Annotated in this window: 20 protein-coding genes; 19 read left to right on the forward strand and 1 reads right to left on the reverse strand. The window is 43.9% G+C overall.

The genetic code is table 11. The annotated features are described in order from the left end of the window. Positions 1–317: 317 nt before the first annotated feature. From BAU14_RS08145 to BAU14_RS08160, 4 genes are all read left to right on the forward strand, one after another. The gene (locus BAU14_RS08145; RefSeq protein ID WP_161899590.1) at positions 318–2,450 is read left to right on the forward strand and encodes a penicillin-binding transpeptidase domain-containing protein; all 2,133 of its coding nucleotides are present in this window, start codon (positions 318–320) and stop codon (positions 2,448–2,450) included. Between the two features lie 275 nt (positions 2,451–2,725). Further along, positions 2,726–4,627 (forward strand): ABC-F family ATP-binding cassette domain-containing protein, encoded by a 1,902-nt coding sequence (locus tag BAU14_RS08150; RefSeq protein WP_161899591.1) that lies wholly within the window; start codon positions 2,726–2,728, stop codon positions 4,625–4,627. Positions 4,628–4,747: 120 nt separating this feature from the next. Then, entirely contained in the window at positions 4,748–5,695 is a 948-nt protein-coding gene (locus BAU14_RS08155) for a thymidylate synthase (protein ID WP_161899592.1), read from the forward strand. 42 nt (positions 5,696–5,737) lie between these two features. Beyond that, positions 5,738–6,232: a dihydrofolate reductase gene (locus BAU14_RS08160; RefSeq protein WP_161899593.1), complete on the forward strand. Its 495-nt coding sequence runs from the start codon at positions 5,738–5,740 to the stop codon at positions 6,230–6,232. Positions 6,233–6,289: 57 nt separating this feature from the next. On the opposite strand, the gene trhA is transcribed toward BAU14_RS08160, so the two are convergent. Then, positions 6,290–6,943: a PAQR family membrane homeostasis protein TrhA gene (trhA, locus tag BAU14_RS08165; RefSeq protein WP_161899594.1), complete on the reverse strand. Its 654-nt coding sequence runs from the start codon at positions 6,941–6,943 to the stop codon at positions 6,290–6,292. A gap of 124 nt (positions 6,944–7,067) precedes the next feature. Here trhA and BAU14_RS08170 point away from each other — a divergent pair, with 124 nt between their 5' ends. From BAU14_RS08170 to hslU, 15 genes are all read left to right on the forward strand, one after another. Then, complete coding sequence (locus tag BAU14_RS08170; protein WP_161899595.1) at positions 7,068–7,910, forward strand: DegV family protein; 843 nt, start codon at positions 7,068–7,070, stop codon at positions 7,908–7,910. Positions 7,911–8,126: 216 nt separating this feature from the next. Then, entirely contained in the window at positions 8,127–9,053 is a 927-nt protein-coding gene (locus tag BAU14_RS08175) for an SGNH/GDSL hydrolase family protein (RefSeq protein WP_420022083.1), read from the forward strand. A gap of 29 nt (positions 9,054–9,082) precedes the next feature. Then, positions 9,083–9,748 carry a YpmS family protein gene (locus BAU14_RS08180; protein WP_420022088.1) on the forward strand — a complete coding sequence of 222 codons (666 nt, stop codon included), beginning with the start codon at positions 9,083–9,085 and terminating at the stop codon, positions 9,746–9,748. 84 nt (positions 9,749–9,832) lie between these two features. Then, complete coding sequence (gene msrA, locus BAU14_RS08185) at positions 9,833–10,348, forward strand: peptide-methionine (S)-S-oxide reductase MsrA (protein WP_161899597.1); 516 nt, start codon at positions 9,833–9,835, stop codon at positions 10,346–10,348. Then, on the forward strand, positions 10,348–10,569 hold the full coding sequence (locus tag BAU14_RS08190) for a YozE family protein (RefSeq protein WP_161899598.1): 222 nt from the start codon (positions 10,348–10,350) through the stop codon (positions 10,567–10,569). The genes msrA and BAU14_RS08190 overlap by 1 nt, the downstream gene beginning before the upstream one ends. 144 nt (positions 10,570–10,713) lie before the next feature. Beyond that, positions 10,714–12,162 carry a S41 family peptidase gene (locus BAU14_RS08195; protein WP_161899599.1) on the forward strand — a complete coding sequence of 483 codons (1,449 nt, stop codon included), beginning with the start codon at positions 10,714–10,716 and terminating at the stop codon, positions 12,160–12,162. 47 nt (positions 12,163–12,209) lie between these two features. Continuing rightward, positions 12,210–12,755, forward strand: coding sequence for a signal peptidase I (gene lepB / locus BAU14_RS08200; RefSeq protein ID WP_161899600.1), 546 nt, complete (start codon positions 12,210–12,212; stop codon positions 12,753–12,755). 391 nt (positions 12,756–13,146) lie between these two features. After that, the gene (ylqF, locus tag BAU14_RS08205; protein WP_161899601.1) at positions 13,147–14,016 is read left to right on the forward strand and encodes a ribosome biogenesis GTPase YlqF; all 870 of its coding nucleotides are present in this window, start codon (positions 13,147–13,149) and stop codon (positions 14,014–14,016) included. Further along, a complete protein-coding gene (locus BAU14_RS08210) occupies positions 14,006–14,776 on the forward strand; it encodes a ribonuclease HII (RefSeq protein ID WP_272927972.1) in 771 nt (256 codons plus the stop codon). The genes ylqF and BAU14_RS08210 overlap by 11 nt, the downstream gene beginning before the upstream one ends. Before the next feature lie 215 nt (positions 14,777–14,991). Continuing rightward, the gene (gene dprA / locus BAU14_RS08215; protein ID WP_161899603.1) at positions 14,992–15,852 is read left to right on the forward strand and encodes a DNA-processing protein DprA; all 861 of its coding nucleotides are present in this window, start codon (positions 14,992–14,994) and stop codon (positions 15,850–15,852) included. Between the two features lie 118 nt (positions 15,853–15,970). Beyond that, positions 15,971–18,049 carry a type I DNA topoisomerase gene (topA, locus tag BAU14_RS08220; protein ID WP_161899604.1) on the forward strand — a complete coding sequence of 693 codons (2,079 nt, stop codon included), beginning with the start codon at positions 15,971–15,973 and terminating at the stop codon, positions 18,047–18,049. Between the two features lie 107 nt (positions 18,050–18,156). Continuing rightward, the gene (trmFO, locus tag BAU14_RS08225; protein ID WP_161899605.1) at positions 18,157–19,452 is read left to right on the forward strand and encodes an FADH(2)-oxidizing methylenetetrahydrofolate--tRNA-(uracil(54)-C(5))-methyltransferase TrmFO; all 1,296 of its coding nucleotides are present in this window, start codon (positions 18,157–18,159) and stop codon (positions 19,450–19,452) included. Between the two features lie 244 nt (positions 19,453–19,696). Next, positions 19,697–20,587 carry a tyrosine recombinase XerC gene (gene xerC, locus BAU14_RS08230; protein ID WP_161899606.1) on the forward strand — a complete coding sequence of 297 codons (891 nt, stop codon included), beginning with the start codon at positions 19,697–19,699 and terminating at the stop codon, positions 20,585–20,587. Positions 20,588–20,706: 119 nt separating this feature from the next. Then, positions 20,707–21,249, forward strand: coding sequence for an ATP-dependent protease subunit HslV (hslV, locus tag BAU14_RS08235; protein ID WP_161899607.1), 543 nt, complete (start codon positions 20,707–20,709; stop codon positions 21,247–21,249). Positions 21,250–21,259: 10 nt separating this feature from the next. Then, entirely contained in the window at positions 21,260–22,657 is a 1,398-nt protein-coding gene (hslU, locus tag BAU14_RS08240; RefSeq protein WP_161899608.1) for an ATP-dependent protease ATPase subunit HslU, read from the forward strand. Positions 22,658–22,665 lie beyond the last annotated feature (8 nt).

Here is a 22,665-nt window from a genome sequence, read left to right on the forward strand (position 1 = left end):
GCATTTTTTCAGACCGTTATAAGAATTAACGAAGCGCAGCAAAAGACCAACCGCTTTTTCTAGGTGGGTTCTCCACAGAAAGTTTTCCACATTTTTACCTTTTGTCTTTTGTGTTTCACACCAGATTAAAGAAATACATTTTAAAAAGACGGTTGAATCAGGAATGGCGTATGTTGTTATTAGAATTCTCATGGAATGTGTGAAACAATTTTGACTAAAGCTTAAAGGATTTCTTTAGTTCACCATTTTTACTGCGGCAAAGGTGGTTTTTTGGTAGAATAGTACGGTACAAATAACTGTCTGGAAGGATTTGGCATATGGAAAACAAGAATGCAAAATTTTGGCAAAAAAAAGGTAAACAGAAGGAGCCCAAACCCACTGGTGGCGGGCGACGATCCCATATCCCATTTCGATTGAACTTTTTATTTTTTATTATTTTCGGATTGTTTATTGCACTGATTGTCCAATTGGGGTATTTACAGATTGTTAACGGTGAGAACATCACTAAGCAGCTAAAGGAATTTTCTGTTGTAAAAGTTTCTGGTTCTAGCCCCCGTGGTGTTATTTACGATGCCACCGGCAAACCCCTCGTAGAAAATCAAGCAGACCCTGCGATTACATTTACCCGGGGCAATAAAATGACCGGTGCAGATCTACGGTCTTTGGCAGAAAAGTTAAATGAGCTGATTGATCTGCCAATCCCTGATAAGCTAAAAGATGAGAAGTTAGGTAAACGGGACAAAATCGATTTTTGGCTAGCCGATGAAGACAATTTCCAAAAGGCCTATAAACGTCTGTCTAAAGACGACAAAGCGGAAATTGCTAAGGACAGCAGCAAAGAATACAATTTAGTGGTTGCCAAAGTCAAAGACGATGAAATCCAGTTTGATGACAAAACATTACAAGCAACTGCAATTTTTACAACGATGAATAGCGCCACAGCTTTGAACACGGTATATATCAAAAATCGCGATGTCACTGATGAAGAGTTGGCTGTCGTGGCAGAACGTTCGGCAGACTTGCCAGGTATCTCGACAGGTACAGACTGGTCTCGAAAATACACTGAAGAAAACGGCTCGATTCGCAGTATTTTAGGAACAGTCTCTACCACTGGGTTGCAAAAAGAGGACGCGGAGGCTTATTTGGCAAAAGGTTATGCACGAAATGACCGGGTAGGCACCAGCTATTTGGAAAAACAATACGAGGATGTGCTTCAAGGAACCAAGTCCCAATCAGAGATCACCTTGGATCGAAATGGAAATATTTCTTCTCAAAAACAGGTGTTTGACGGCGAAAAAGGCGATAATCTGATTTTGACTATCAACAGTGACTTTCAGAAAAAAGTTGAAGAAATCGTCAAGCGTAATTATCAAATTCTGATTGATAATGGGAAAGCGGCGGTCTCACCGGGAGTCTATGCCGTTGCAATGGATCCTAATACTGGCGGCGTATTGGCGATGGTGGGTTATGCCCATGAAAAAGATTCAAAAGATTTGCAGGAACACGCATTGGGTACGATTACTTCTTCATTTGTACCGGGATCCGTTGTAAAGGCGGGGACACTGGCAGCGGGTTGGCAAAGCGGTGCGTTGAACGGCAATGAAACAATGTATGACCAACCCCTTTATATCAAGGGTACACCGGTAAAGGCATCTATCTATAATAAACAAGGTGAGGCCAATCGTGATCTCGACGCACGTAAAGCGTTGGAAATCTCCTCCAACTCATATATGGTACAAGTGGTCTTGAAAATGATGGGGCTTAATTATTCCAAAGATATGGAAATCATGAGTGTCAACAAGCAAGGCCCATTATATAACGAGTTGCGTAATGCTATGGCAGAATTTGGGTTGGGAGCCAAAACAGGTATCGATTTGCCTAATGAAGCCAGCGGGATTCAAACGCCGGTACGCAGTCTTGATCCGGTGGAAGACGGGGGGAAGATTCTGGATATTTCCTTTGGTCAGTTTGATACCTATACGCCGATGCAACTGGCACAATACGTTTCCACCATTGCAAACGGCGGGAAAAAGATTCAGCCGCACGTTGTCAGCGGGATTTACGGCAATGATGCAGAAGGCAATTTAGGTTCACTGGTTAAAAAAATCGAACCCACTGTTACAGGTACAGTAGATCTGACACCAGATCAGATGGCGATTATTCAAGGCGGTTTTTATGATGCGGTTCACGGCAATGATGCCTTTACAACCGGGACTAAATTAAAATCAGCTAAAATGGATTTGGCGGCTAAGACCGGGACGGCGGAAACCAGCGCTTATGGCGTGACGACCATCAACAGTAATATCGTTGCTTATGGCCCGGTGGAAAACCCGCAAGTTGCCATCAGTGTTGTCCTGCCGTTTCTTTCCGGTGAAGATCAGCATATCAATTCGGATATCGCTAAAGAAATCATGGATGCCTACTATGACACATTCATGGCGGGGCAATAATTGCTTAGTGAATGAGCGCCAACTTTTTAAGAAGCTTTGTAAAACTGTCTTTTCCTCAATTAACTGACGGAAAGGGCAGTTTTTCTATGGAAAAATACCAGCTAAAGCTGAAAAACCGGCGCTGTTTCAACCGGTACTCTTGTGTTACAATAAGCCAAGTGATGCCTAGAAGTAGCCGCTGGTAAAAAGAGCGTTTGAAAGATTTCTGCCCACAAATAGCAGTAGTATTCCAGTAGGACGATCTGGCAATTCAAATATATTTAGGAGGGATCGGAATGAAGGAACTTAAAGTTTCCGGTTTGACCAAAACTTATGGTGAGAAGACACTTTTTCGGCAAATCTCATTTTTGATCCACGAAAAGGATCGCATCGGACTGATTGGTGTCAATGGAACTGGTAAATCCAGTCTTTTAGGCATTTTATCCGGTAAAGATAAAGGTGACGGGGATTTGGAGCATATCCAAAAGCCCAGTGACTATCAGATTGGCTATTTGATGCAGGAAAATGATTTTGATGAAACCTTGACTGTCTTAGAAACTGTCTTTCAAGGCGAGGCCCCGATGATTCAAACTGTACGCCGCTATGAACAAGCTTTGGTTGATCTGGCGCAAGAAGGTGGCAATCCAGAAGTTCAAAAACGCTATACCAAGGCAGAAGAGGCGATGAACGAACAAGATGCCTGGTTGGTGGATACCAATGCCAAAACAATTCTTCAAAAGTTGGGAATCACCCAAATGGATCAAAAAATCAGTGAATTATCCGGTGGGCAAAAAAAACGAGTGGGAATGGCTCAAGTCTTGATCCAAGAACCAGACTTGCTGTTGCTAGATGAGCCCACCAACCACTTGGACTATCAGGCAATTTTATGGCTGGAGAGCTATTTGCGGCAATACCGTGGCGCACTGTTGATGGTGACCCATGATCGTTATTTTTTGGATCGCGTCACGAATCGGATTTTTGAACTCTCTCATGGAGATTTGATTGAGTACAAGGGCAACTACGAAGAATACGTCCTAGCCAAAGCCGAGCGAGAGCGCCAGGCGGTTCAGCAAGAAGAAAAACGTCATCAGCTATACAAGCAAGAATTGGCCTGGATGCGGGCAGGAGCGAAAGCCCGTACGACCAAACAGCAAGCCCGTATTAACCGTTTTGAGGATCTAAAAGAAAACTTGAATCAGATGAAAAGCGATGGTCAAGTAGCTATTGAGCTTTCAAATAAGCGCTTGGGCAAACAAGTCCTTGAAATCAAAGATGGCAGCTACGCCTTTAACGACAAGGTCATCTTAAGGGACTTCGATCTTTTGATACAGTCACGGGAACGCTTGGGGATCACTGGGGAGAACGGTGCCGGAAAATCCACCTTGCTGAATATCTTAGCTGAACGTTTACCGCTGGATAAAGGGCTGCTAATCGTTGGAGAAACGGTGAGAATCGCTTATTATACACAAACAAATGAAGCGTTGGCTGAAGACAAACGGGTGATTGCTTATTTACAGGAAGTAGCTGAAGAAGCGCGCCAAAGCGACGGAACCAGTATCTCTGTGGCAGAATTATTGGAGCGTTTCTTGTTTCCCCGCAATACCCATGGCACGTTGATTGCAAAACTATCCGGTGGTGAAAAACGCCGCTTGTTTTTGCTGAAATTGCTGATTTCCCAACCAAATGTCTTGCTGTTGGACGAACCGACAAATGATTTGGACATCGCGACGTTGACTGTACTGGAAGATTATCTTCAAAGCTTTCCCGGCGCAGTGATCACGGTGTCCCATGACCGTTACTTTTTGGATAAAGTGGCTGAAAAACTTCTGATTTTCAAAGGTGACGGTCAAATCCAACGCTACTTTGGTTCAATCACAGAATATCTCGAAAAAAATGATGAACAAAAAGTAGCTAGTGGCAATGAAACGAAAGAAGCAGAAGAAATATCAGAACCCGCTATAGAAGTCACACCAAAAGAAAAGAAAAAGCTCAGCTACATGGAGCAAAAAGAGTGGGAAACAATCGAAGACGACATTGCTGCTTTGGAAGAAGAAACTGCTGTCCTTACTGAAGCGATGAATGGTCAAGGATCAGATTTCACCAAATTGCAGGAGCTGCAAAAACGCTTGGCTGAGACGGAGCTGCATCTGGAAGAAAAAATGGCCCGGTGGGAATATTTGAGTGAATTTATCGATTGAGGTATGATGTATCAAACAATATAGGCTTTACAAGTGACAACAAATTGATCGGTCAAGCGGTGTAGAGACGGATCAATCTGCTGTTGCGAACCAATAAACTACTGAACAGGATGTGGCAAAATGGAACAGGCATATCTGGATCTGGGAGCAAAACTCTTAGCAGAAGGGCATCAAAAAGGGGATCGTACCGGCACGGGAACGAGAAGTATTTTCGGGTATCAAATGCGTTTTGATCTGTCTCAGGGCTTTCCGCTACTGACGACTAAACGAGTTCCTTTCGGCTTGATTAAAAGTGAACTGTTGTGGTTTTTAAAAGGGGATACCAATATCCGCTACTTGTTGCAACACAACAACCATATTTGGGATGAATGGGCCTTTGAACGGTATATCAAGAGTTCCGATTATAAGGGGCCGGATATGACTAATTTTGGTCATCGTTCTTTAACAGATCCGGTGTTTAATGCGCAGTATCAAGAAGAGTCCGAGAAATTTTGCCGTTTGATTTTGGAAGACGCTGAGTTTGCTGAAAAATATGGAGATCTTGGCCATATTTACGGCTATCAGTGGCGCCACTGGGAGAAAAAATATGGAGGCTTTATTGACCAGATTAAGGACGTCATTGAAATGATAAAAAAAACACCAGATTCTCGTCGTCTGATTGTCTCAGCTTGGAATCCAGAAGATATCCCGTCAATGGCACTGCCGCCTTGTCATACGATGTTTCAGTTTTATGTCAACGATGGCAAACTTTCCTGTCAGTTGTATCAACGCAGCGGTGATGTCTTTTTGGGTGTACCCTTCAATATTGCCAGCTACGCGCTGTTGACCCATCTGATTGCTCACGAATGCGGACTTGAAGTTGGCGAATTTATTCACACTTTGGGGGATGCCCATCTTTATAATAACCACGTCGAACAAATGCAGGAGCAGCTGACCCGGACGCCACGTCCACTTCCAAAGCTGGTCTTGAATCAAGAAAAACAATCAGTCTTTGATTTTGAGATGGAAGATATCAAACTGGAAGGCTACGATCCTTATCCTGGGATCAAAGCCCCCATCGCTGTTTGAAAAAGCAGTAACAAAGGAGCTTTTTGAAGGAGGAAAACTGCAATGTTGATTGCTATTTGGGCACAAGCTGAAGATGGATTGATTGGCAGACAGGGGCATCTGCCTTGGCGTCTACCAGCAGACTTACAGTTTTTCAAGCAACAAACGCTGGGAAACACACTTGTGATGGGCCGCAAAACTTTTGAGGGGATGGGGAGCCGTCCACTTCCTGGGCGACAAACCATTTTATTGACCCACGATCAGACCTATCAAGTACCCCATCCTGACGTTCTGGTTATGCATACAGCAGATGAAGTAAGGCAGTTAGCTGAGCAAATGGAAGAGCCGATTTTTATTGCCGGCGGCGCTCAGATTTATCAGCTGTTTGAACCTTACTACGATCAGCTGTTGCGAACGGTCATTGAAGGAAAATTTGCCGGCGATGCTTATTTTCCACCCTTTGACTTTGGTGACTATGAGCTGATAAGTCAAAAAGAAGGTCACGTCGATGAAAAAAATCTCTACCCCCACCGTTTTGAAAAATGGGCTAGAAAATAAAGACTTGCCGGAAACAGATTGAAAATGTCTCCGGCAAGCCTTTTTGATAGAAAGAAATCAAGTGTAAAGCAGGATAGAAAAGTACATTAGGCCGGCGCCTAGCATGACAAACAGATGCCAAATGACGTGATTGAAAGGAATCTGTTTGAAACTATACACGAAAGCACCCACTGTGTAGGATACGCCACCAGCAACCAAAAGCCAAAAGCCGACAGTCCCTAAAGAATGGTAGAGACTTGGTCCAGCAACTAGGCAAAGCCAGCCCATGACGATGTAGATAGCGGTAGAAATTTTTGAGACCGTTTCTTTTTTGTGAAGGGTCAGGGATTTATAAACGATGCCGCCGATGGCCATGGCCCAGATGGCACCAAACAGAGCCCAACCTAGCCACCCTCTGACGCTTAGTAGGCAATAGGGGGTGTAGCTGCCGGCGATTAGTAGAAAGATGGAATCATGGTCAAAGACCTGAAAGACTTTTTTTGCTTTGGTGAAAATCAAACTGTGGAACAAGGTTGAGAACAAAAAGAGCAAGATCATCATGGAACCATAAACGGCGTAAGAAACGACGTGAATGGGTGAACCCAAGCGGGCGCCTTTGACTAACAAAACCACCAGTCCGGCAATGCTCAAGCCGCAGCCAATACCGTGAGTGACCGCATTTAGGACCTCATTGACGATCAGATAGCTGCGAGAGTGTTGCGTATTTTGCATGAATGGGACCTCCTTGGTCTAAAGTTGATGAAAAAACGATTTCTCTCTGTTATACTTGAAGTAATCGAATGTTATCTGTATTCTAACATGAAATCCCAATGTTTTTAAAGGAAGAGTGAATTAAATGACAACTATCAAGATCGTAACGGACTCTTCATGTACGATGGAACCGGCAGTCCGTGATCGTTTGAATATCCACGTCGTTCCGCTTTCAGTGATGATTGATGGTGTTTTATATCGAGACGATGATACGCTGACCGGAGAGAAGTTCATGTCGATGATGGCCAGTGCCAAAGAACTTCCAAAGACTAGTCAGCCCCCCATCGGAGAATTTGTCGAGTTATATGATAAGCTGGGAGAAGATGGCAGCCACGTGATTTCCATTCATATGACCCACGGACTCAGCGGGACCGTTGAAGCTGCTCGTCAAGCCAGCAATCTGAGTAAAACCGAAGTGACGATTATTGACAGTGATACGACTGACCAGGGACTCTCTTTTCAGGTGATACGTGCCGCTGAGATGGCAGCAGCCGGTGAAGACCTGGATACAATTCTCGCAAAAGTTTATGAAATTCGAGAAAACACCAAACTTTATATTGGTTTGTCAACACTGGATAATCTGGTAAAAGGTGGTCGTATCAGTCGTGCTACGGGTATTTTATCCAGTATCCTCAACATGAAAATTGTGATGGATTTTGATCATTCCGAATTGATTCCGGTGGTTAAGGGCCGCGGTGGAAAGACCTTTACAAAATGGTTTGACAGCTTCAAAGATGAATTAAAAAAACTACCCAACGTGAAACAGATTGGCATCTCCCATGCAGAAGGGCTGGCATTAGCCGAAGAGTTCAAAAAGCAGCTGCAGGCGCTGTATCCACAAATGCAAATTCCGGTTTTGCATACGACACCTATCATCGCTACTCATACGGGTAAGGGTGCCTTTGCTATCACCTATTATACAGAGTAAGATTAACCTTCTGACCAGTCCATTATGGGCTGGTTTTTTACTCTGAATTATAGAAGAGTTGTACCCTGCAAAGGGGCTATAAAAGAGGCGTGGTGCTAAGCAAAATGATTATCTAAGATTTTCTAGAAAATCACTGAAAAGTTTCAGACTTCTTTAGGATTCTGTTAAAATAGACGTTAGCATCTACCAGTAAATATTGAGTAAGGAGGCGCTGATTTGCAAGAAAAATTAAAGCGCGTACCATTTTTTAAAATTCTTTTTCAGGGATTAGTAGTCGTAATCGGTATTTTGATTGTCTATATTTCATTAAATCAGCTTTTTCCACCAGCTGAAGCGATTTTAAAACCAATTGCCGCTAGCGATGCCACTAGTGATCTCAAAGAGCGGGTCCATTATGTAGCAGTTGGTGATTCGTTGACAGAAGGAATTGGTGATCAGACGAAACGGGGAGGCTTTGTCCCGATTGTGGCTGAAGATTTGCAGACCCGCTATAAATTGTCCAACGTCGAAGTTGAAAATTACGGCATCGCAGGAGAGCGTAGTGATCAAATCCTAAAGCGTTTAAAAAAGGACAAGCCTCTGCGGGATAATCTGAAAACGGCTGACTTTGTGACTGTTACCGTTGGGGGAAACGATTTGATGAAAGTCATTCAAGACAGCTTCTTTACATTGACTATGAAAAAATTTGATAAGCCCCGTGCGGCATATCAAGAGCGGGTAACAGAGATCATTGAAGAGATTCGTACATTGAATGAGCAGGTCCCAATTTATGTACTGGGCATCTACAATCCCTTTTATTTGAATTTTCCGGAGATCACCGATATGCAGACAGTGGTGGATGATTGGAATACTGCTACGGAAAATGCGACAGCGCAATTTCCAAAATCCCACTTTATTCCTATCAATGATTTGCTTTATCAAGGATTGGATCAAAAAGTCGGGATTGCGTCAGAATCTGACAGTTCCAGCAGTGAAACTGAGGAAAAATCCTCTGGAGGCAATGACCTGGACCGGGTGGACAACAATGTCTTATATGAAGATGATAAATTTCATCCCAACAATATCGGCTACCAATTGATGGCCAATGCGGTGCGAGACCAGTTGATTAAAAGCCAAGATGAGTGGCTGAAAAAAGGGGAATGATGAATATGAGCGAGCCAACCAGTGAATCAATCAAAAAAAAAGATAAGACAACTTTTATAAAATCACCAAAACAAAATCCTTGGAAGTGGGCATTCTTGGTCCTTGTGGTACTGTTATTGGGGAGCGGCATTTTTTTGGGTACAAGAATTTTTTCTGTTCGCGAGCCTCATTACCAAAATGCGACAGAAACAACTCGGCAGGGGGACCCAATTCTCACCATCAACAGCAATAAAAAGCAGGTCAATCAGCTGATCGATTTTTATTTGCAAGAATATCTCAAGGATTCTGATATCAAGTATAATTTTGTATTGGAAAATGAAGCCATGCTCAGTGGTGAATTCAAGATTTTAAACTTCCCCGTGACGGTGTATCTGTACTTTGATCCCTATGTGATGGAAAATGGCAATGTGCAGCTGCGAGGGACTAGTCTTTCAGTGGGAACGTTGGATCTGCCCCTCAAGGAAGTTATGAAAATGGTCAAGCGTAGTTTCAAATTTCCGGAATGGATTGAAGTGGATCCTGATGATAAGAGCATTTTGATTCGCCTTGATCAATTTCAAATGCAAAATGGTTTGTTTATCAAAGCCAATCGTATCAATTTATTGGACGATGAGATCCAATTCGGTTTATACTTGCCCAAAGACAAAACCGCAGAAAGTACGAGTTCGTCTGTGAGTGAGTCCAGCAGTAAGTAGTCCAAAGCCGGTGTTCAAATCGCTTTGATAACAACGAGGATACGCGCTATTTTTAATGAAGACAATTATGGGAGATGATGAAGGATGGAACGAGCAATTTTTGCTGGTGGCTGTTTCTGGTGTATGGTGCAGCCTTTTGATGAACAACCTGGGGTCTACTCGGTGATGTCGGGCTATACCGGCGGCCATACAGAAAACCCAACCTATGAGGAAGTATGCAGTCACACGACTGGACACACTGAAGCAGTAGAGATCATTTTTGATCCCGCTCTGTTGTCTTATGAAAAGCTGTTGGAAATCTATTGGCAGCAAACGGATCCTACTGATGCATTTGGCCAATTTCAAGACCGGGGCGATAATTATCGACCTGTTATCTATTATTTCGATGAAGCGCAGCAACAGGCCGCTAAAAAAAGTCGTCAGGCTCTCCAAGATAGTGGCCGTTTTGACCGTCCGATTGTAACGACGATTGAACCCGCTCAGCCTTTTTATCCCGCGGAAGAGTATCATCAAGAGTATTACCGTAAACACCCGGGTAATTTTGCTCGCAATCATGCCAGACGCGCGGCTTTTATTAATTCACATTGGGGGAATCACTGATGCGGCGGAGTTTTTACCAGTACTTAATGGCTGTAAAGGGACCCAGTCATCTCGATGAAGAGCAGATTTTTGCGACCCATGTCAGTCATGATATTCAGTTTCCTAAACACAGTGAAGATTACCACGAAATATCTTCTTATTTGGAAATGAGTACGGACTACTTGCCATCGATGGATATTTTTGATCAAATGTGGGAGAAATATTTAGAAAACAACAAATAAACGTCGTACAAAATCGTTCTAACAGAGGACCCATTTTGGGCAAGTCTCGTCCTGACGTTTAAATCTGTTTTGTAAGGGGAAGATTGAACCTTCCCCTTTTTTTGATTACATGGTACTATTTTTCAGAGGCAAGGAGGTCTTTGAATGAAGAAAAAAATCAGCCTGCCCATCTACATTGGGACGATTATCGGTACAGCAGTTCTTTTTGGCGGCGGTGGCTTCTTGCTGGCCAAAGAAGGACCCGAAGCTTTTATCGATTTTGGCGCCAAGCAGTCTGCCATTCGAACAAACGACAATGACTTGGACCAAGTATACCAACTGTACAATACTATCAATCAGAATTATTACCAAAAAGTGGACAAGGATAAACTGGTAGCAGGGGCTCTGAAAGGAATGACCGAAGCGCTGGATGATCCTTATTCCACCTATCTGGATAAAGAAGGTGCCGCGGCTTTAAATGAATCGCTGTCAGATTCTTTTGAAGGGATTGGTGCCACACTGGGACTTGTGGAAGAGCAACCAGTAATTGCCCAGACCCCCATCAAAGGGACGCCGGCTCAAAAAGCTGGCCTCAAAGCAGAAGACGTGATTAGTCAAGTGGATGGGGAAGACACCAAGGGGCAAAAACTGGATCAAGTGGTGGCAAAAATTCGCGGTGAAAAAGGCACCAAAGTCAATTTGACAATCCAACGGGGCAAGGATACTTTCGAGGTTGCAGTTACCCGAGACACAATTCCCATTGAGACTGTTCATGGGCAATTGGATAAAAAAGAGCCAACAATTGGCTATGTTCAGATCACCACATTTGGGGCAGGAACGACAAAAGAATTACAGCGTACCATTGAAGACCTTAGAGAAGCTGGCGCTAAGAGCTTTGTTTTAGATGTGCGACAAAATCCCGGCGGGCTATTGGATCGGGTGCAGGAAATGGCCAGCATGTTTCTAGAAGACGAAAAAACCATTGTTCAATTTGAAGACGGTCAAGGAAATAAAAGTAAAACGGTTGCCAACAAAGAACTGGATGGTGGCTTTAAAGTCCGGGAACCAGTTGTGGTTTTAGTAGATGGCAACTCAGCATCGGCAGCGGAAATTTTTGCTGCGGCGTTGAAGGAATCAGCAAATGCGCCGGTGATTGGAACGACAACCTTCGGCAAAGGAACAATGCAGCAAGTCGCCGAGTTAGATTCAAAAAGTGAATTGAAACTGACAGTAGGCAAATGGCTGACCCCTGATGGCGAGTGGATTAACGAAAAAGGATTGACACCAACCATCAAAGCTGATTACCCAAGTTATGCTTACCTGCCGCCGCTGTCTCGTAATGAAGAATACCGTAAAGGAGATAGCGGCCAAAAGATTGATTATTTGAATCAATTTTTGAAGGCAATTGGCTATCAGACCAAAGGCGATTCCTTTAATCAGACAACTGAAGAGGCTGTCAAAGCAGTTCAAAAAGCCAATAAACTCAAAGAAACCGGTGTGGTGGATGGCACAACTGCAGATGCTATCGAAACAGCAGTAGCCAAGACTTTAATGGGCCAGGATTTTGCTTACCAAGAAGGAATTCAGACCTTGTCAGAGCAGTTAGAAAAATGATAAGTATCCAGCAGTGAGATAAAACAGTCGCGGAAAAGAGGGGCAGCATGTCTAAAAAAGAATACATTGATTTATTTTGGCTGACCATCAAGTATTTGGTCGTGGCTGTCGTCATTGCAGTAGTTGTCAGAGGATTTCTGCTGATTCCGGTGCCAGTTGTGGGCAACTCGATGGAAACTACTCTGGCACAAAATGATATGGTACTGATGGAACGAATTTCTGAGGTTAAGCGATTTGACGTGGTAGTGTTCCGGCTTTCCAGTGGCACAACTTACATCAAGCGAGTCATTGGCATGCCGGGAGACACGCTGCGCTATGAAGATGATCAGCTTTATATCAATGATCAGCCAGTTTCAGAACCCTTTTTAAAGGAATCGGTAAAAAAAGATAAACTGAAAAATCACTTTACCAATGATTTTTCACTGGAGGATTTGACCGGTGAAACCGAGTTGGGACCAGACAGCTATTTCGTCATGGGAGACAATCGGCGCAACTCAAAGGATAGTCGCTCATTTGGCGCTATCACCTCGTCAGACATTATCGGTAAGGCCCGTTTGGTGTATTATCCTGTGAAGCATTGGCGGATTATTTAATGATTGCCGGTAGTGCTCGATGAAAAAAGCAGAGGATTTGAAAAAGTTTACGCAAAGATTGAGGCCACTTGTGAAAGCAAGGGCCTTTTTTTGTTGGCAAAGTGTTTTTCAAGAAGTCAGATGTATAAAAAGGCAGTAATCATCGCTGCTTAGCTTAAAAAATTGTAATGAACGCCTTTGGAAAAAAGCTGTCGTTGTCAAATAAGTCAATCGTAAGTTGCTTAGCTGAACATTCCCAAGGACAAAAATTCGTGGTAAAATGCTTAGGATACTCAGTTGTCGGATCTCCTGTTAGATTAAGAGAGTATGCTTAGTACTATCCAATGCAGGATGTTTTGTGAAGGATGATCCGAATGTGACTTGAATAAGTAGTAAGAAAGGAAATTTACCCATGAGTGTACCGATACAATGGTTTCCCGGACATATGGCCAAAGCCAGACGGGAAGTTAGTGAAAAGTTAAAATTTGTTGATATCGTGTTTGAATTAGTGGATGCTCGGCTGCCCTTGTCTTCTCGTAATCCATTGTTGGATCAATTGCTGCAGCAAAAGCCGCGGCTAGTGATCTTGAATAAAGCTGATTTGGCTGATCCACAACAGACGCGTTTATGGCAAGCCTATTTTGAAAAAGCCGGCTTTGCTGCGGTGGCTGTCAGTTCCCACGATGCGGGGACTACAAAAAAAGTAATCACGGCTGCTAAAACAGCACTGAAAGAAAAAATAGCCAGGGACAAAGCAAGAGGATTGAAACCTCGAAGTATTCGGGCTATGGTTGTCGGAATCCCAAATGTTGGTAAGTCAACATTGATGAATCGTCTGGTAGGTAAAAAAATTGCTCAGACTGGTAATAAACCTGGCGTGACGAAGGGGCAACAATGGCTGCGTTCTGGCAGCGAGTTGGAACTGTTGGACACTCCGGGGATCTTGTGGCCGAAGTTTGAGGACCCAGAAGTAGGTAAGAAGCTTGCGTTGACCGGTGCTATCAAAGATCAGCTGCTTCATTTGGATGACATTGCCATCTACGGATTGGACTTTTTCGCAGGCTATTATCCAGGCCGAATTGCTGAGCGTTACAAACTGACTGCTGAACAAGAAACGTTGCCCGCAGTCGAATTATTGATGGCTATCACAGAAAAAAGAGGCTATAAAGACGATTACGATCGGGGAAGCGAGTTAGTAGTCGTAGAGATTCGCCAAAACAAGCTGGGGAGTTTTACTCTCGATCGCTATGAAGAAATGGGAGCTGGTGACAGTGAAGAATGAAGCCATCGCCACAATACGGCAAAAATTAGCGGTTTGTCAGGAACCTGGTGATCCTTATATCCAACAGTTGCGGCAAGATGAAAGAAGCGGCGTTCAAAAATTGTTGGAACAATTTGATAAGCGGATGGCTGAGAAACAAGCTTTGGTGCTGAAATACCATGAGATGAGGCAGTTTGAAAAACCGCTTTTAGAACAGGGACATCGGTTTATTGCAGGAATTGACGAAGTGGGACGAGGGCCTTTAGCCGGGCCAGTCGTGTCTTGTGCTGTAATTTTATCGCCATCCAATCCGATTTATGGATTGGACGACTCTAAAAAACTCTCCGCTAAAAAGAGAAGTCAGCTTTTCAAAGAAATTCAAGAAAAAGCCGTGGCAATCGGAGTCGGTGTTGTGGATCACACAGAGATTGATCGAGTGAATATTTACCAAGCGAGTCGGCAAGCCATGCTTATGGCAGTAGAAGATTTAGCTGTGCCACCCACCTATCTGTTATTGGATGCTATGCAAATTGATTCTCCATTACCGCAAGAAAAAATCATCAAAGGGGATGCACGGTCAATTTCCATCGCGGCGGCCAGCATCGTGGCAAAAGAGCTCAGAGATGAGTTGATGCGGGAATACCATGAATTATTTCCTCATTATGGGTTTGATAGAAATGCCGGCTATGGAACGAAAGAACACTTAGCTGGTTTGGCATCTTATGGTCCTTGTGGGATTCATCGGCGTACGTTCAAACCGGTTTCTGAATACATTCAATAGTTTTTTACAAGTTTTTTTGCAAAAGCAGTCGTAACTGAGCCGAGCATTTTGAGGGGCAGGTTGGTTTTTAAATCTTCAGTAACGGTGAAAAGCTGAGTGAAACAGTTGTGAAGACTTTAAAAAAACTGTGGCCCAAAAACAGTTCGAACTAAAAAGCGAAAACACCTTCTTTTCGGGTATCTTCTTATAGAGTAGCCGTAAAAGGAGGTTTTTTTATGTTTCAAGAAACATTTTTGATGAAGTTGGTTTTGTGCAGAGGAATGGGGATCGAAAAAAAGTGGGCATTGTTACAGTATGCCCGCAGTCAAAAGCGAGATGATTTAGCTTACAGTGAAATCACGAAAATTTTGAGGTATAGCCGCTTCTCAGAGACGGTTCGTGACAGTTGGCAGTCGTTGACAAAAGAGAAAATAGCCGAAATCTTGTTGGGTCAAAAATTCATCACGATTACCTCGCCACTTTATCCCGACTATCTAAAAGAGATTGCCTATCCACCCTTGGCTTTGTTTTATGAAGGACGCAAGGAATTGTTGCAGAAAAAAATGATCGCCTTTGTTGGTGCGCGAGAAGCTACTAATTATGGCCGGAGAGTCATACAAGATTTTGTGCCCGCAGTAGTGGGGGCAAACTTTGTGATTGTTTCCGGGCTGGCCAAGGGAATTGACAGCTGTGCCCACCAAGCAGCTATGGCAAGCGGTGGCTTTACTGTAGCCGTGTTGGGGACTGGTGTCGATATCTGTTATCCGGCTCAGAGTCGTGAATTATATGAAGTGATGAAAAAAGAGCAGCTGATTATCAGTGAATATCCCCGAGAAACCACCCCTCAAAAATATCATTTTCCTATGCGAAATCGAATCATTGCCGGTTTGTCTTTGGGGTTGTGTGTAGTGGAAGCGAAAGCTAGAAGTGGTTCCCTTATCACAGCGCAACAAGCGCTTGAAGACGGACGGGAAGTTTTTGCAGTGCCGGGAGATGTCCTTAGCGGCTATTCCAATGGCTGTCACAGCTTGATTCAAGACGGTGCCAAGTGCGTGTATACCCAGCAGGATATCCTGGATGAGTTGCCGGACTTTTAAAGTTATTTAGTGACCTTCCTTGACAAACCATTTTTGAATCGCTATAGTTGAAACCGATTCTTGTTCAACCGTTTTCGAGACAATAATATAGTAGAAACAGGAAGGAGCCGGTTCTTTTATGGCATATAAATATCTGGTTATTGTGGAATCACCGGCAAAAGCCAAGACCATTGAGAAATATTTAGGGCGCAATTACAAAGTAGTGGCCAGTGTCGGCCATATTCGTGACTTACCCAAAAGCAAGATGGGGATCGACGTGGAAAACGATTATGAACCCCATTACATATCCATCCGTGGCAAGGGGGATGTTATCAAAGGGTTGCGAAGTGCCGCCAAGAAGGCTGAAAAAGTCTATCTCGCAAGTGACCCGGACCGTGAAGGAGAGGCCATTGCTTGGCATTTGGCCCATTTACTGAATCTGGACCTAACAGATAAAAATCGTGTGGTTTTCAATGAAATCACCAAAGAAGCTGTAAAAGCGGCCTTTAAAGAACCACGAGCAATTGATGTTGACTTGGTGGACGCCCAACAAGCGCGGCGGGTTCTCGATCGCCTCGTCGGATATTCCATCAGCCCAATCCTTTGGCGTAAAGTCAAAAAAGGTTTGAGTGCTGGTCGGGTGCAATCCATTGCAGTAAAAATGATTATTGATCGTGAAAAAGAGATTCGCGCCTTTATTCCGGAAGAATATTGGACGATTGACGGAAACTTTAAGAAGCAGACGAAAAAATTCAAAGCCACTTTTTGGGGCGTAGAGGGCAAAAAGAAAAAATTGCCTCATGCAGAAAGTATCAAAGAAATCACGGATCGTCTGACTGGAAAAGATTATCAAGTCACCAAAGTTGAGAAAAAAGAACGCAAGCGTAATCCAGCCGCACCTTTCACCACTTCCAGTCTGCAACAGGAGGCTGCTCGTAAGCTGAATTTCCGGACTCGCAAGACGATGATGGTGGCGCAGCAGTTATATGAAGGAATTGCACTGGGTAAACAGGGAACTGTCGGCCTAATCACCTACATGCGTACTGACTCAAAACGGATCGCTGATTCTGCCAAAGGGGAAGCAGCGGACTTTATTACTGAGACTTACGGGAAAGAGTATTCAGCACACGGTACCGCGAAAGTCAAAAATGCACAAGGGGCACAGGATGCCCATGAAGCGGTGCGTCCAACTAGCGTACTGCGCACCCCAGACGAAATCGCCCAATATCTGGACAAAGATCAATTGAAACTCTATACCTTGATTTGGTCGCGCTTTGTTGCCAGTCAAATGACTCCTGCTGTTTTGGATACCATGAAGGTCACATTGGAACAAAATGCGGTGATTTTTATTGCCAACGGCTCCAAGATTAAGTTCAAAGGGTTCATGTCGGTTTATATAGAAGGAACCGACGATGGCAAAGAAGAAAAAGAAAATATTTTGCCGGAATTGGTTGAAGGAGATGTGGTGCAGTCGATCAATATCGAACCGAAGCAGCACTTTACCCAACCTCCTGCGCGTTTTAGTGAAGCAACTTTGATTCGAACACTGGAAGAAAAAGGGGTTGGTCGGCCTTCTACCTATGCACCGACATTGGAAACCATCCAGCGTCGTTACTATGTAAAACTACAACAAAAACGTTTTGAACCGACAGAGCTTGGTGAAATTGTCAATACACTGGTTGAAGATTTCTTCCCACAAATTGTGGATGTCAACTTCACAGCCCAGATGGAAAATGATTTGGATAGCGTGGAAGAAGGCAAAGAAAACTGGGTCAAAGTGGTGGATCGTTTTTACCGACCTTTTGAAAAAGAGCTCAATGAAGCAGAAGAAAAAATCGAAAAAATCCAGATCAAAGATGAGCCAGCTGGCTTTGACTGTGATGTTTGTGGTCATCCAATGGTCATCAAACTAGGGCGCTTCGGTAAGTTTTATGCCTGCAGTAATTTTCCTGAGTGTCGGAATACCAAGCCAATTGTCAAAGAGATTGGGGTGGTTTGCCCAGTTTGTCACGAAGGCCAGGTAATCGAACGCAAATCCAAGAAGAATCGGTTGTTTTACGGTTGTTCCCGCTATCCCGATTGTGATTTCACTTCATGGGACAAACCCGTTGGCCGAGATTGTCCGAAGTGTGGCAAGTACTTGGTGGAAAAGAAAGTCAAAGGCGGCAAACAAGTCGTTTGCATCAATGGCGATTACGAAGAAGCTGTCCAAAAATAAGTTGTATTGTTAGCGGCTCATGTCCCGGTGAAACTGTCACTGGTGCATGAGCTTTTAAATGAAAGAAAAATCGAGCTGTATTTAACAGACAGAAAAGAGGATAATCTATGCCTGAAACAGTAAATGTGATTGGTGCGGGTCTGGCGGGCAGTGAAGCTGCTTGGCAGATTGCTCAAGCCGGAGTTCCAGTACGTCTTTATGAAATGCGCCCAGTCAAGTCTACCGAAGCCCACCACACTGAAAATTTTGCCGAACTGGTTTGTTCCAATTCACTGCGAGGCAATAGCTTGGCAAATGCCGTCGGGGTATTGAAAGAAGAAATGCGTCGCTTGGACTCTGTCGTTGTAACTTCTGCAGATGAAACGGCTGTGCCAGCCGGTGGTGCATTGGCAGTAGACCGGGATAATTTTTCACAACTGATTACTAAAAAGGTGAAAGAACATCCATTAGTAACTGTTATTCATGAAGAAGTGACCGAGCTTCCAGAAGGGATTACAGTGGTTGCCTCAGGGCCGCTGACCTCAGAACCATTGGCAAAAGCGATTCAGGCTTTTAATGGCTCTGATGGCTTTTATTTCTATGATGCCGCAGCCCCTATTGTAGAGAAAAGCAGCATCGACATGGACAAAGTCTACTTAAAATCCCGCTACGACAAGGGAGAAGCTGCCTACCTAAACTGTCCCATGAACAAAGAAGAGTTCGAAGCCTTCCGGGATGCTTTGGTAACGGCTGAAGTTGCGCAACTAAAAGAATTTGAAAAGGAAAAGTACTTTGAAGGCTGTATGCCAATTGAAGTAATGGCTGGTCGCGGTCCGAAAACAATGCTGTTTGGCCCCATGAAACCAGTGGGATTGGAAGATCCAAAAACTGGCAAGCGGCCCCATGCGGTGATCCAACTACGTCAAGACAATGCGGCCGCTTCCTTGTACAATATTGTCGGCTTTCAAACTCATCTTAAATGGGGGGAGCAAAAGCGGGTCTTTCGCATGATTCCGGGCTTAGAAAACGCCGAATTCGTCCGCTATGGGGTGATGCACCGCAATAGCTTCATGAATTCACCTGAACTGCTTACGCAAACCTACGCAACAAAGAAACGTCCAAACTTATTCTTCGCAGGTCAAATGACGGGAGTCGAAGGATATGTGGAAAGTGCTGCCAGTGGCTTGGTAGCCGGCTTGAATGCGGCAAATTTGGCATTAGGCAAAGATGCCGTGATTTTTCCGCAAGAAACGGTGATTGGCAGCATGGCCTACTACATTACGCATGCAGAAGGGAAACACTTCCAACCGATGAATGCCAATTTTGGATTGCTGCCAGAGCTTCCAGAACGGATCAAAGATAAAAAACTTCGTTATGCTACATTGGCAGAGCGGGCACTGACAGCTTTGGCTACAATCGAATAACGAGAAAAAGCTGTGACAGCATAGATTGTCACAGCTTTCCTTTTGGTGCAATCAGATAGCTGGTTATTGAGGAAACAAGGGCAAGCGTAGCGTTGTAGCAGCGTTCTTTTCTTAGATTTCTTAATATAATTGTGGTAATTGTGAACGAACTTTGAAATATTACCTAAATTCTGACAATTCGATTGTCATTTCGAATGTGTTATGTTACATTTAGTCCGTGTTAAAAATGAGAGGAGCGTCACCGATGGATTGGCTTAGTGAATTTTATCGCTATCTTGAGGTTGAAAGGGGTTACTCAAAAAAGACGGTAACGGCTTATCAGCGAGATTTCAATGATTTTCAAGTGTTCTTAAATGAATCGGGAAACGGAGATTACTTGAAATTGGAGCATCGAGATGTTAGAGTGTATCTTGCTTTTCTCAATGAAAAAGACTACAGCCGCAACACGATTAGCCGTAAAATCGCTAGTTTAAGAGCTTTTTACCAGTTCTTGCTGAAAGAAGAAGTCATTGATGAAAATCCCTTTACGTATGTCCACCTGAAAAAAAAGAATGCCAAACTGCCCCGCTTTTTCTATGAAAAGGAGATGGCGGCGCTTTTTGATGCCGTAAAAGGAGATGAACCCTTGCAACAGCGCAATCGGGCCATCTTGGAAGTGCTGTATGGTTCCGGTCTGCGGGTTTCAGAATGTGCTGGTTTGAAGCTTTCTGATATCGATTGGTCCGGTGGTGTGCTGTTGGTTTTGGGGAAAGGAAACAAGGAGCGCTATGTTCCTTTCAGTGAACATGCTGCTGTGGCGATGAAAGGCTATTTAGCTGATGGACGAGAACGACTGACAGCTAAGCAGGAGACAGTTAGTCCACAGCTTTTTGTTAACAGCCGAGGCGGCGCATTAACTGCGCGGGGAATCGAGTACATCTTGGATCAGATTATCCAAAAAAGTAGTCTGGATAGCCAGATTCATCCCCATATGCTGCGGCATACCTTTGCGACTCATCTGCTGAACAACGGGGCGGATATGCGGACAGTTCAAGAGCTGTTGGGGCATGTCAATTTATCTTCCACCCAGATCTATGCACACGTCACAAAGGAAAGTCTGCAGAAAAACTACCGGCATTTTCATCCCCGGGCATGATTTTTTGTTCGTGGTAACTACTTCACGAAAGTTCAGAATCTTGGTTTTATTGACATAAATACAAATAAATTAAAGCTGTGACAGCCAAATTGTTGCAGAAGGAATAACGGAGGTTGACTATGGAATCACAATTTCATTCCACTACGATCTGTGCAGTGGAAAAAGACGGAAAATTTGCAATGGCCGGAGATGGCCAAGTAACAATGGGTGAGCAAGTTGTTATGAAAGGCACTGCTCGTAAAGTACGCCGAATCTACAACGGTGAAGTGGTTGTCGGCTTTGCCGGTAGTGTTGCCGATGCGTTTACTTTGGAAGAAAAATTCGAAGGCAAGCTAAATGAATATAACGGCAACCTGCAACGAGCTGCTGTGGAATTGGCCCAGGAATGGCGCACCCAGCAGGCGATGCAAAAATTGGAAGCCATGCTGATTGTCATGAATGACAAAGAGATGCTGCTGGTTTCCGGAACAGGAGAAGTAATCACGCCAGATGACGGTATTTTGGCTATCGGTTCCGGGGGCAACTATGCTTTAGCGGCAGCGCGAGCGATGAAGCAGCACAATGAGCAGATGTCAGCCCGTGAAATTGCTGAGAATGCGTTGAATATCGCCGCTGATATTTGTATTTTTACCAACCACAATATCATCGTTGAAGAAATGTAAGGAGAAGATTATGGCAGAAATCAACAGAACACCTAGAGAAATCGTATCCGAATTAGATCAATATATCATTGGCCAACAAGAAGCCAAAAAGGCTGTTGCAGTAGCTTTGCGTAATCGTTATCGTCGTCTGCAACTAGACGAAGAAATGCAACAAGAAGTTACCCCTAAAAATATGTTGATGATTGGTCCTACCGGTGTCGGCAAGACGGAAATTGCCCGACGACTGGCAAAAATCGTGCAGGCTCCCTTTGTCAAAGTGGAAGCGACGAAGTTTACAGAAGTCGGCTATGTCGGTCGCGACGTAGAATCTATGGTACGGGATTTGGTTGAAAACGGCATCCAGATTGTCCGTAAAGAACAATACAGCCGTGTCTACAGTCGGGCAGTAAAAAAGGCCAATCGTCGTTTGGTGAAAGTTTTGGTTCCAGGTATCAAGAAGGAACAGAAAAAAACTGGAAATCCTTACGAACAAATGATGAATATGTTTGCGATGGGGCAACAAGAAAGTGAACCAAAAGAGGAGCTCACCGAAGAAATCAAAGCCAATCGGCAAACAATCTTTGAACAGTTGGAAAAAGGACTGTTGGACGAGCGGGAAGTCACTATTGAAATCGAAGAACCAAAAGTTCAAGGACCCTCTATGAACAACGGGCTGGAACAGATGGGAATCGACTTGAATGAAACATTGGATGCTTTGAGGCCGCGTAAAAAACAAGAACGAACGGTGACTGTCAAAGAAGCCCGTGAACTTCTGATACAAGAAGAATCCTCCAAATTGGTAAATGACGCTGATATCCACAGTGAAGCCATTCGTCTAGCAGAATCCAGCGGCATCATATTTATTGATGAAATTGATAAAATTACTTCCAAATCGCAGCAATCCGGTGAAGTGTCACGAGAAGGTGTCCAACGTGATATCTTGCCAATTGTCGAAGGTTCTCAAGTCAGCACGAAATATGGTGTAATCAATACTGATCATATTTTATTCATTGCTTCAGGCGCTTTCCATCTGTCAAAACCAAGTGATTTGATCCCGGAACTGCAAGGGCGCTTCCCAATACGGGTGGAATTGGATGATCTTACAGCAGAAGACTTTGTCAAAATTTTGACTGAACCCAACAACGCTTTGATTAAACAATATATCGCTTTATTGGATACAGAAAATGTCAAAGTAACCTTCACGCGCGAGTCACTGGAGAAAATCGCTCAAATTGCTTTTGATGTGAACCGGGACACGGATAATATCGGTGCGCGTCGGTTGCATACGATTTTGGAAAAACTGTTGGAAGATTTACTCTTTGAAGCACCGGATATGCAGATGGGAGAAATCACCATCACCGAAAATTATGTAAACGAAAAATTGGCAGCGATCGTGTCTGATCAAGATCTCAGCCGTTATATTTTGTAAGAGGAGAA

This window comes from Candidatus Enterococcus leclercqii (assembly GCF_009933135.1).
GTDB classification, from domain to species: Bacteria; Bacillota; Bacilli; order Lactobacillales; family Enterococcaceae; genus Enterococcus_C; species Enterococcus_C leclercqii.

Bases quoted from the DNA above. Each gene is read 5' to 3' on its own strand.
- BAU14_RS08195 (WP_161899599.1), top strand. From the start codon at position 10,714: ATGAAGAAAAAAATCAGCCTGCCCATCTACATTGGGACGATTATCGGT.
- topA (WP_161899604.1), top strand. From the start codon at position 15,971: ATGGCATATAAATATCTGGTTATTGTGGAATCACCGGCAAAAGCCAAG.
- BAU14_RS08155 (WP_161899592.1), top strand. From the start codon at position 4,748: ATGGAACAGGCATATCTGGATCTGGGAGCAAAACTCTTAGCAGAAGGG.
- ylqF (WP_161899601.1), top strand. From the start codon at position 13,147: ATGAGTGTACCGATACAATGGTTTCCCGGACATATGGCCAAAGCCAGA.
- trhA (WP_161899594.1), bottom strand. From the start codon at position 6,943: ATGCAAAATACGCAACACTCTCGCAGCTATCTGATCGTCAATGAGGTC.
- BAU14_RS08190 (WP_161899598.1), top strand. From the start codon at position 10,348: ATGCGGCGGAGTTTTTACCAGTACTTAATGGCTGTAAAGGGACCCAGT.
- BAU14_RS08160 (WP_161899593.1), top strand. From the start codon at position 5,738: ATGTTGATTGCTATTTGGGCACAAGCTGAAGATGGATTGATTGGCAGA.
- msrA (WP_161899597.1), top strand. From the start codon at position 9,833: ATGGAACGAGCAATTTTTGCTGGTGGCTGTTTCTGGTGTATGGTGCAG.
- xerC (WP_161899606.1), top strand. From the start codon at position 19,697: ATGGATTGGCTTAGTGAATTTTATCGCTATCTTGAGGTTGAAAGGGGT.
- BAU14_RS08170 (WP_161899595.1), top strand. From the start codon at position 7,068: ATGACAACTATCAAGATCGTAACGGACTCTTCATGTACGATGGAACCG.
- BAU14_RS08145 (WP_161899590.1), top strand. From the start codon at position 318: ATGGAAAACAAGAATGCAAAATTTTGGCAAAAAAAAGGTAAACAGAAG.
- BAU14_RS08150 (WP_161899591.1), top strand. From the start codon at position 2,726: ATGAAGGAACTTAAAGTTTCCGGTTTGACCAAAACTTATGGTGAGAAG.
- trmFO (WP_161899605.1), top strand. From the start codon at position 18,157: ATGCCTGAAACAGTAAATGTGATTGGTGCGGGTCTGGCGGGCAGTGAA.
- dprA (WP_161899603.1), top strand. From the start codon at position 14,992: ATGTTTCAAGAAACATTTTTGATGAAGTTGGTTTTGTGCAGAGGAATG.
- hslV (WP_161899607.1), top strand. From the start codon at position 20,707: ATGGAATCACAATTTCATTCCACTACGATCTGTGCAGTGGAAAAAGAC.
- hslU (WP_161899608.1), top strand. From the start codon at position 21,260: ATGGCAGAAATCAACAGAACACCTAGAGAAATCGTATCCGAATTAGAT.
- lepB (WP_161899600.1), top strand. From the start codon at position 12,210: ATGTCTAAAAAAGAATACATTGATTTATTTTGGCTGACCATCAAGTAT.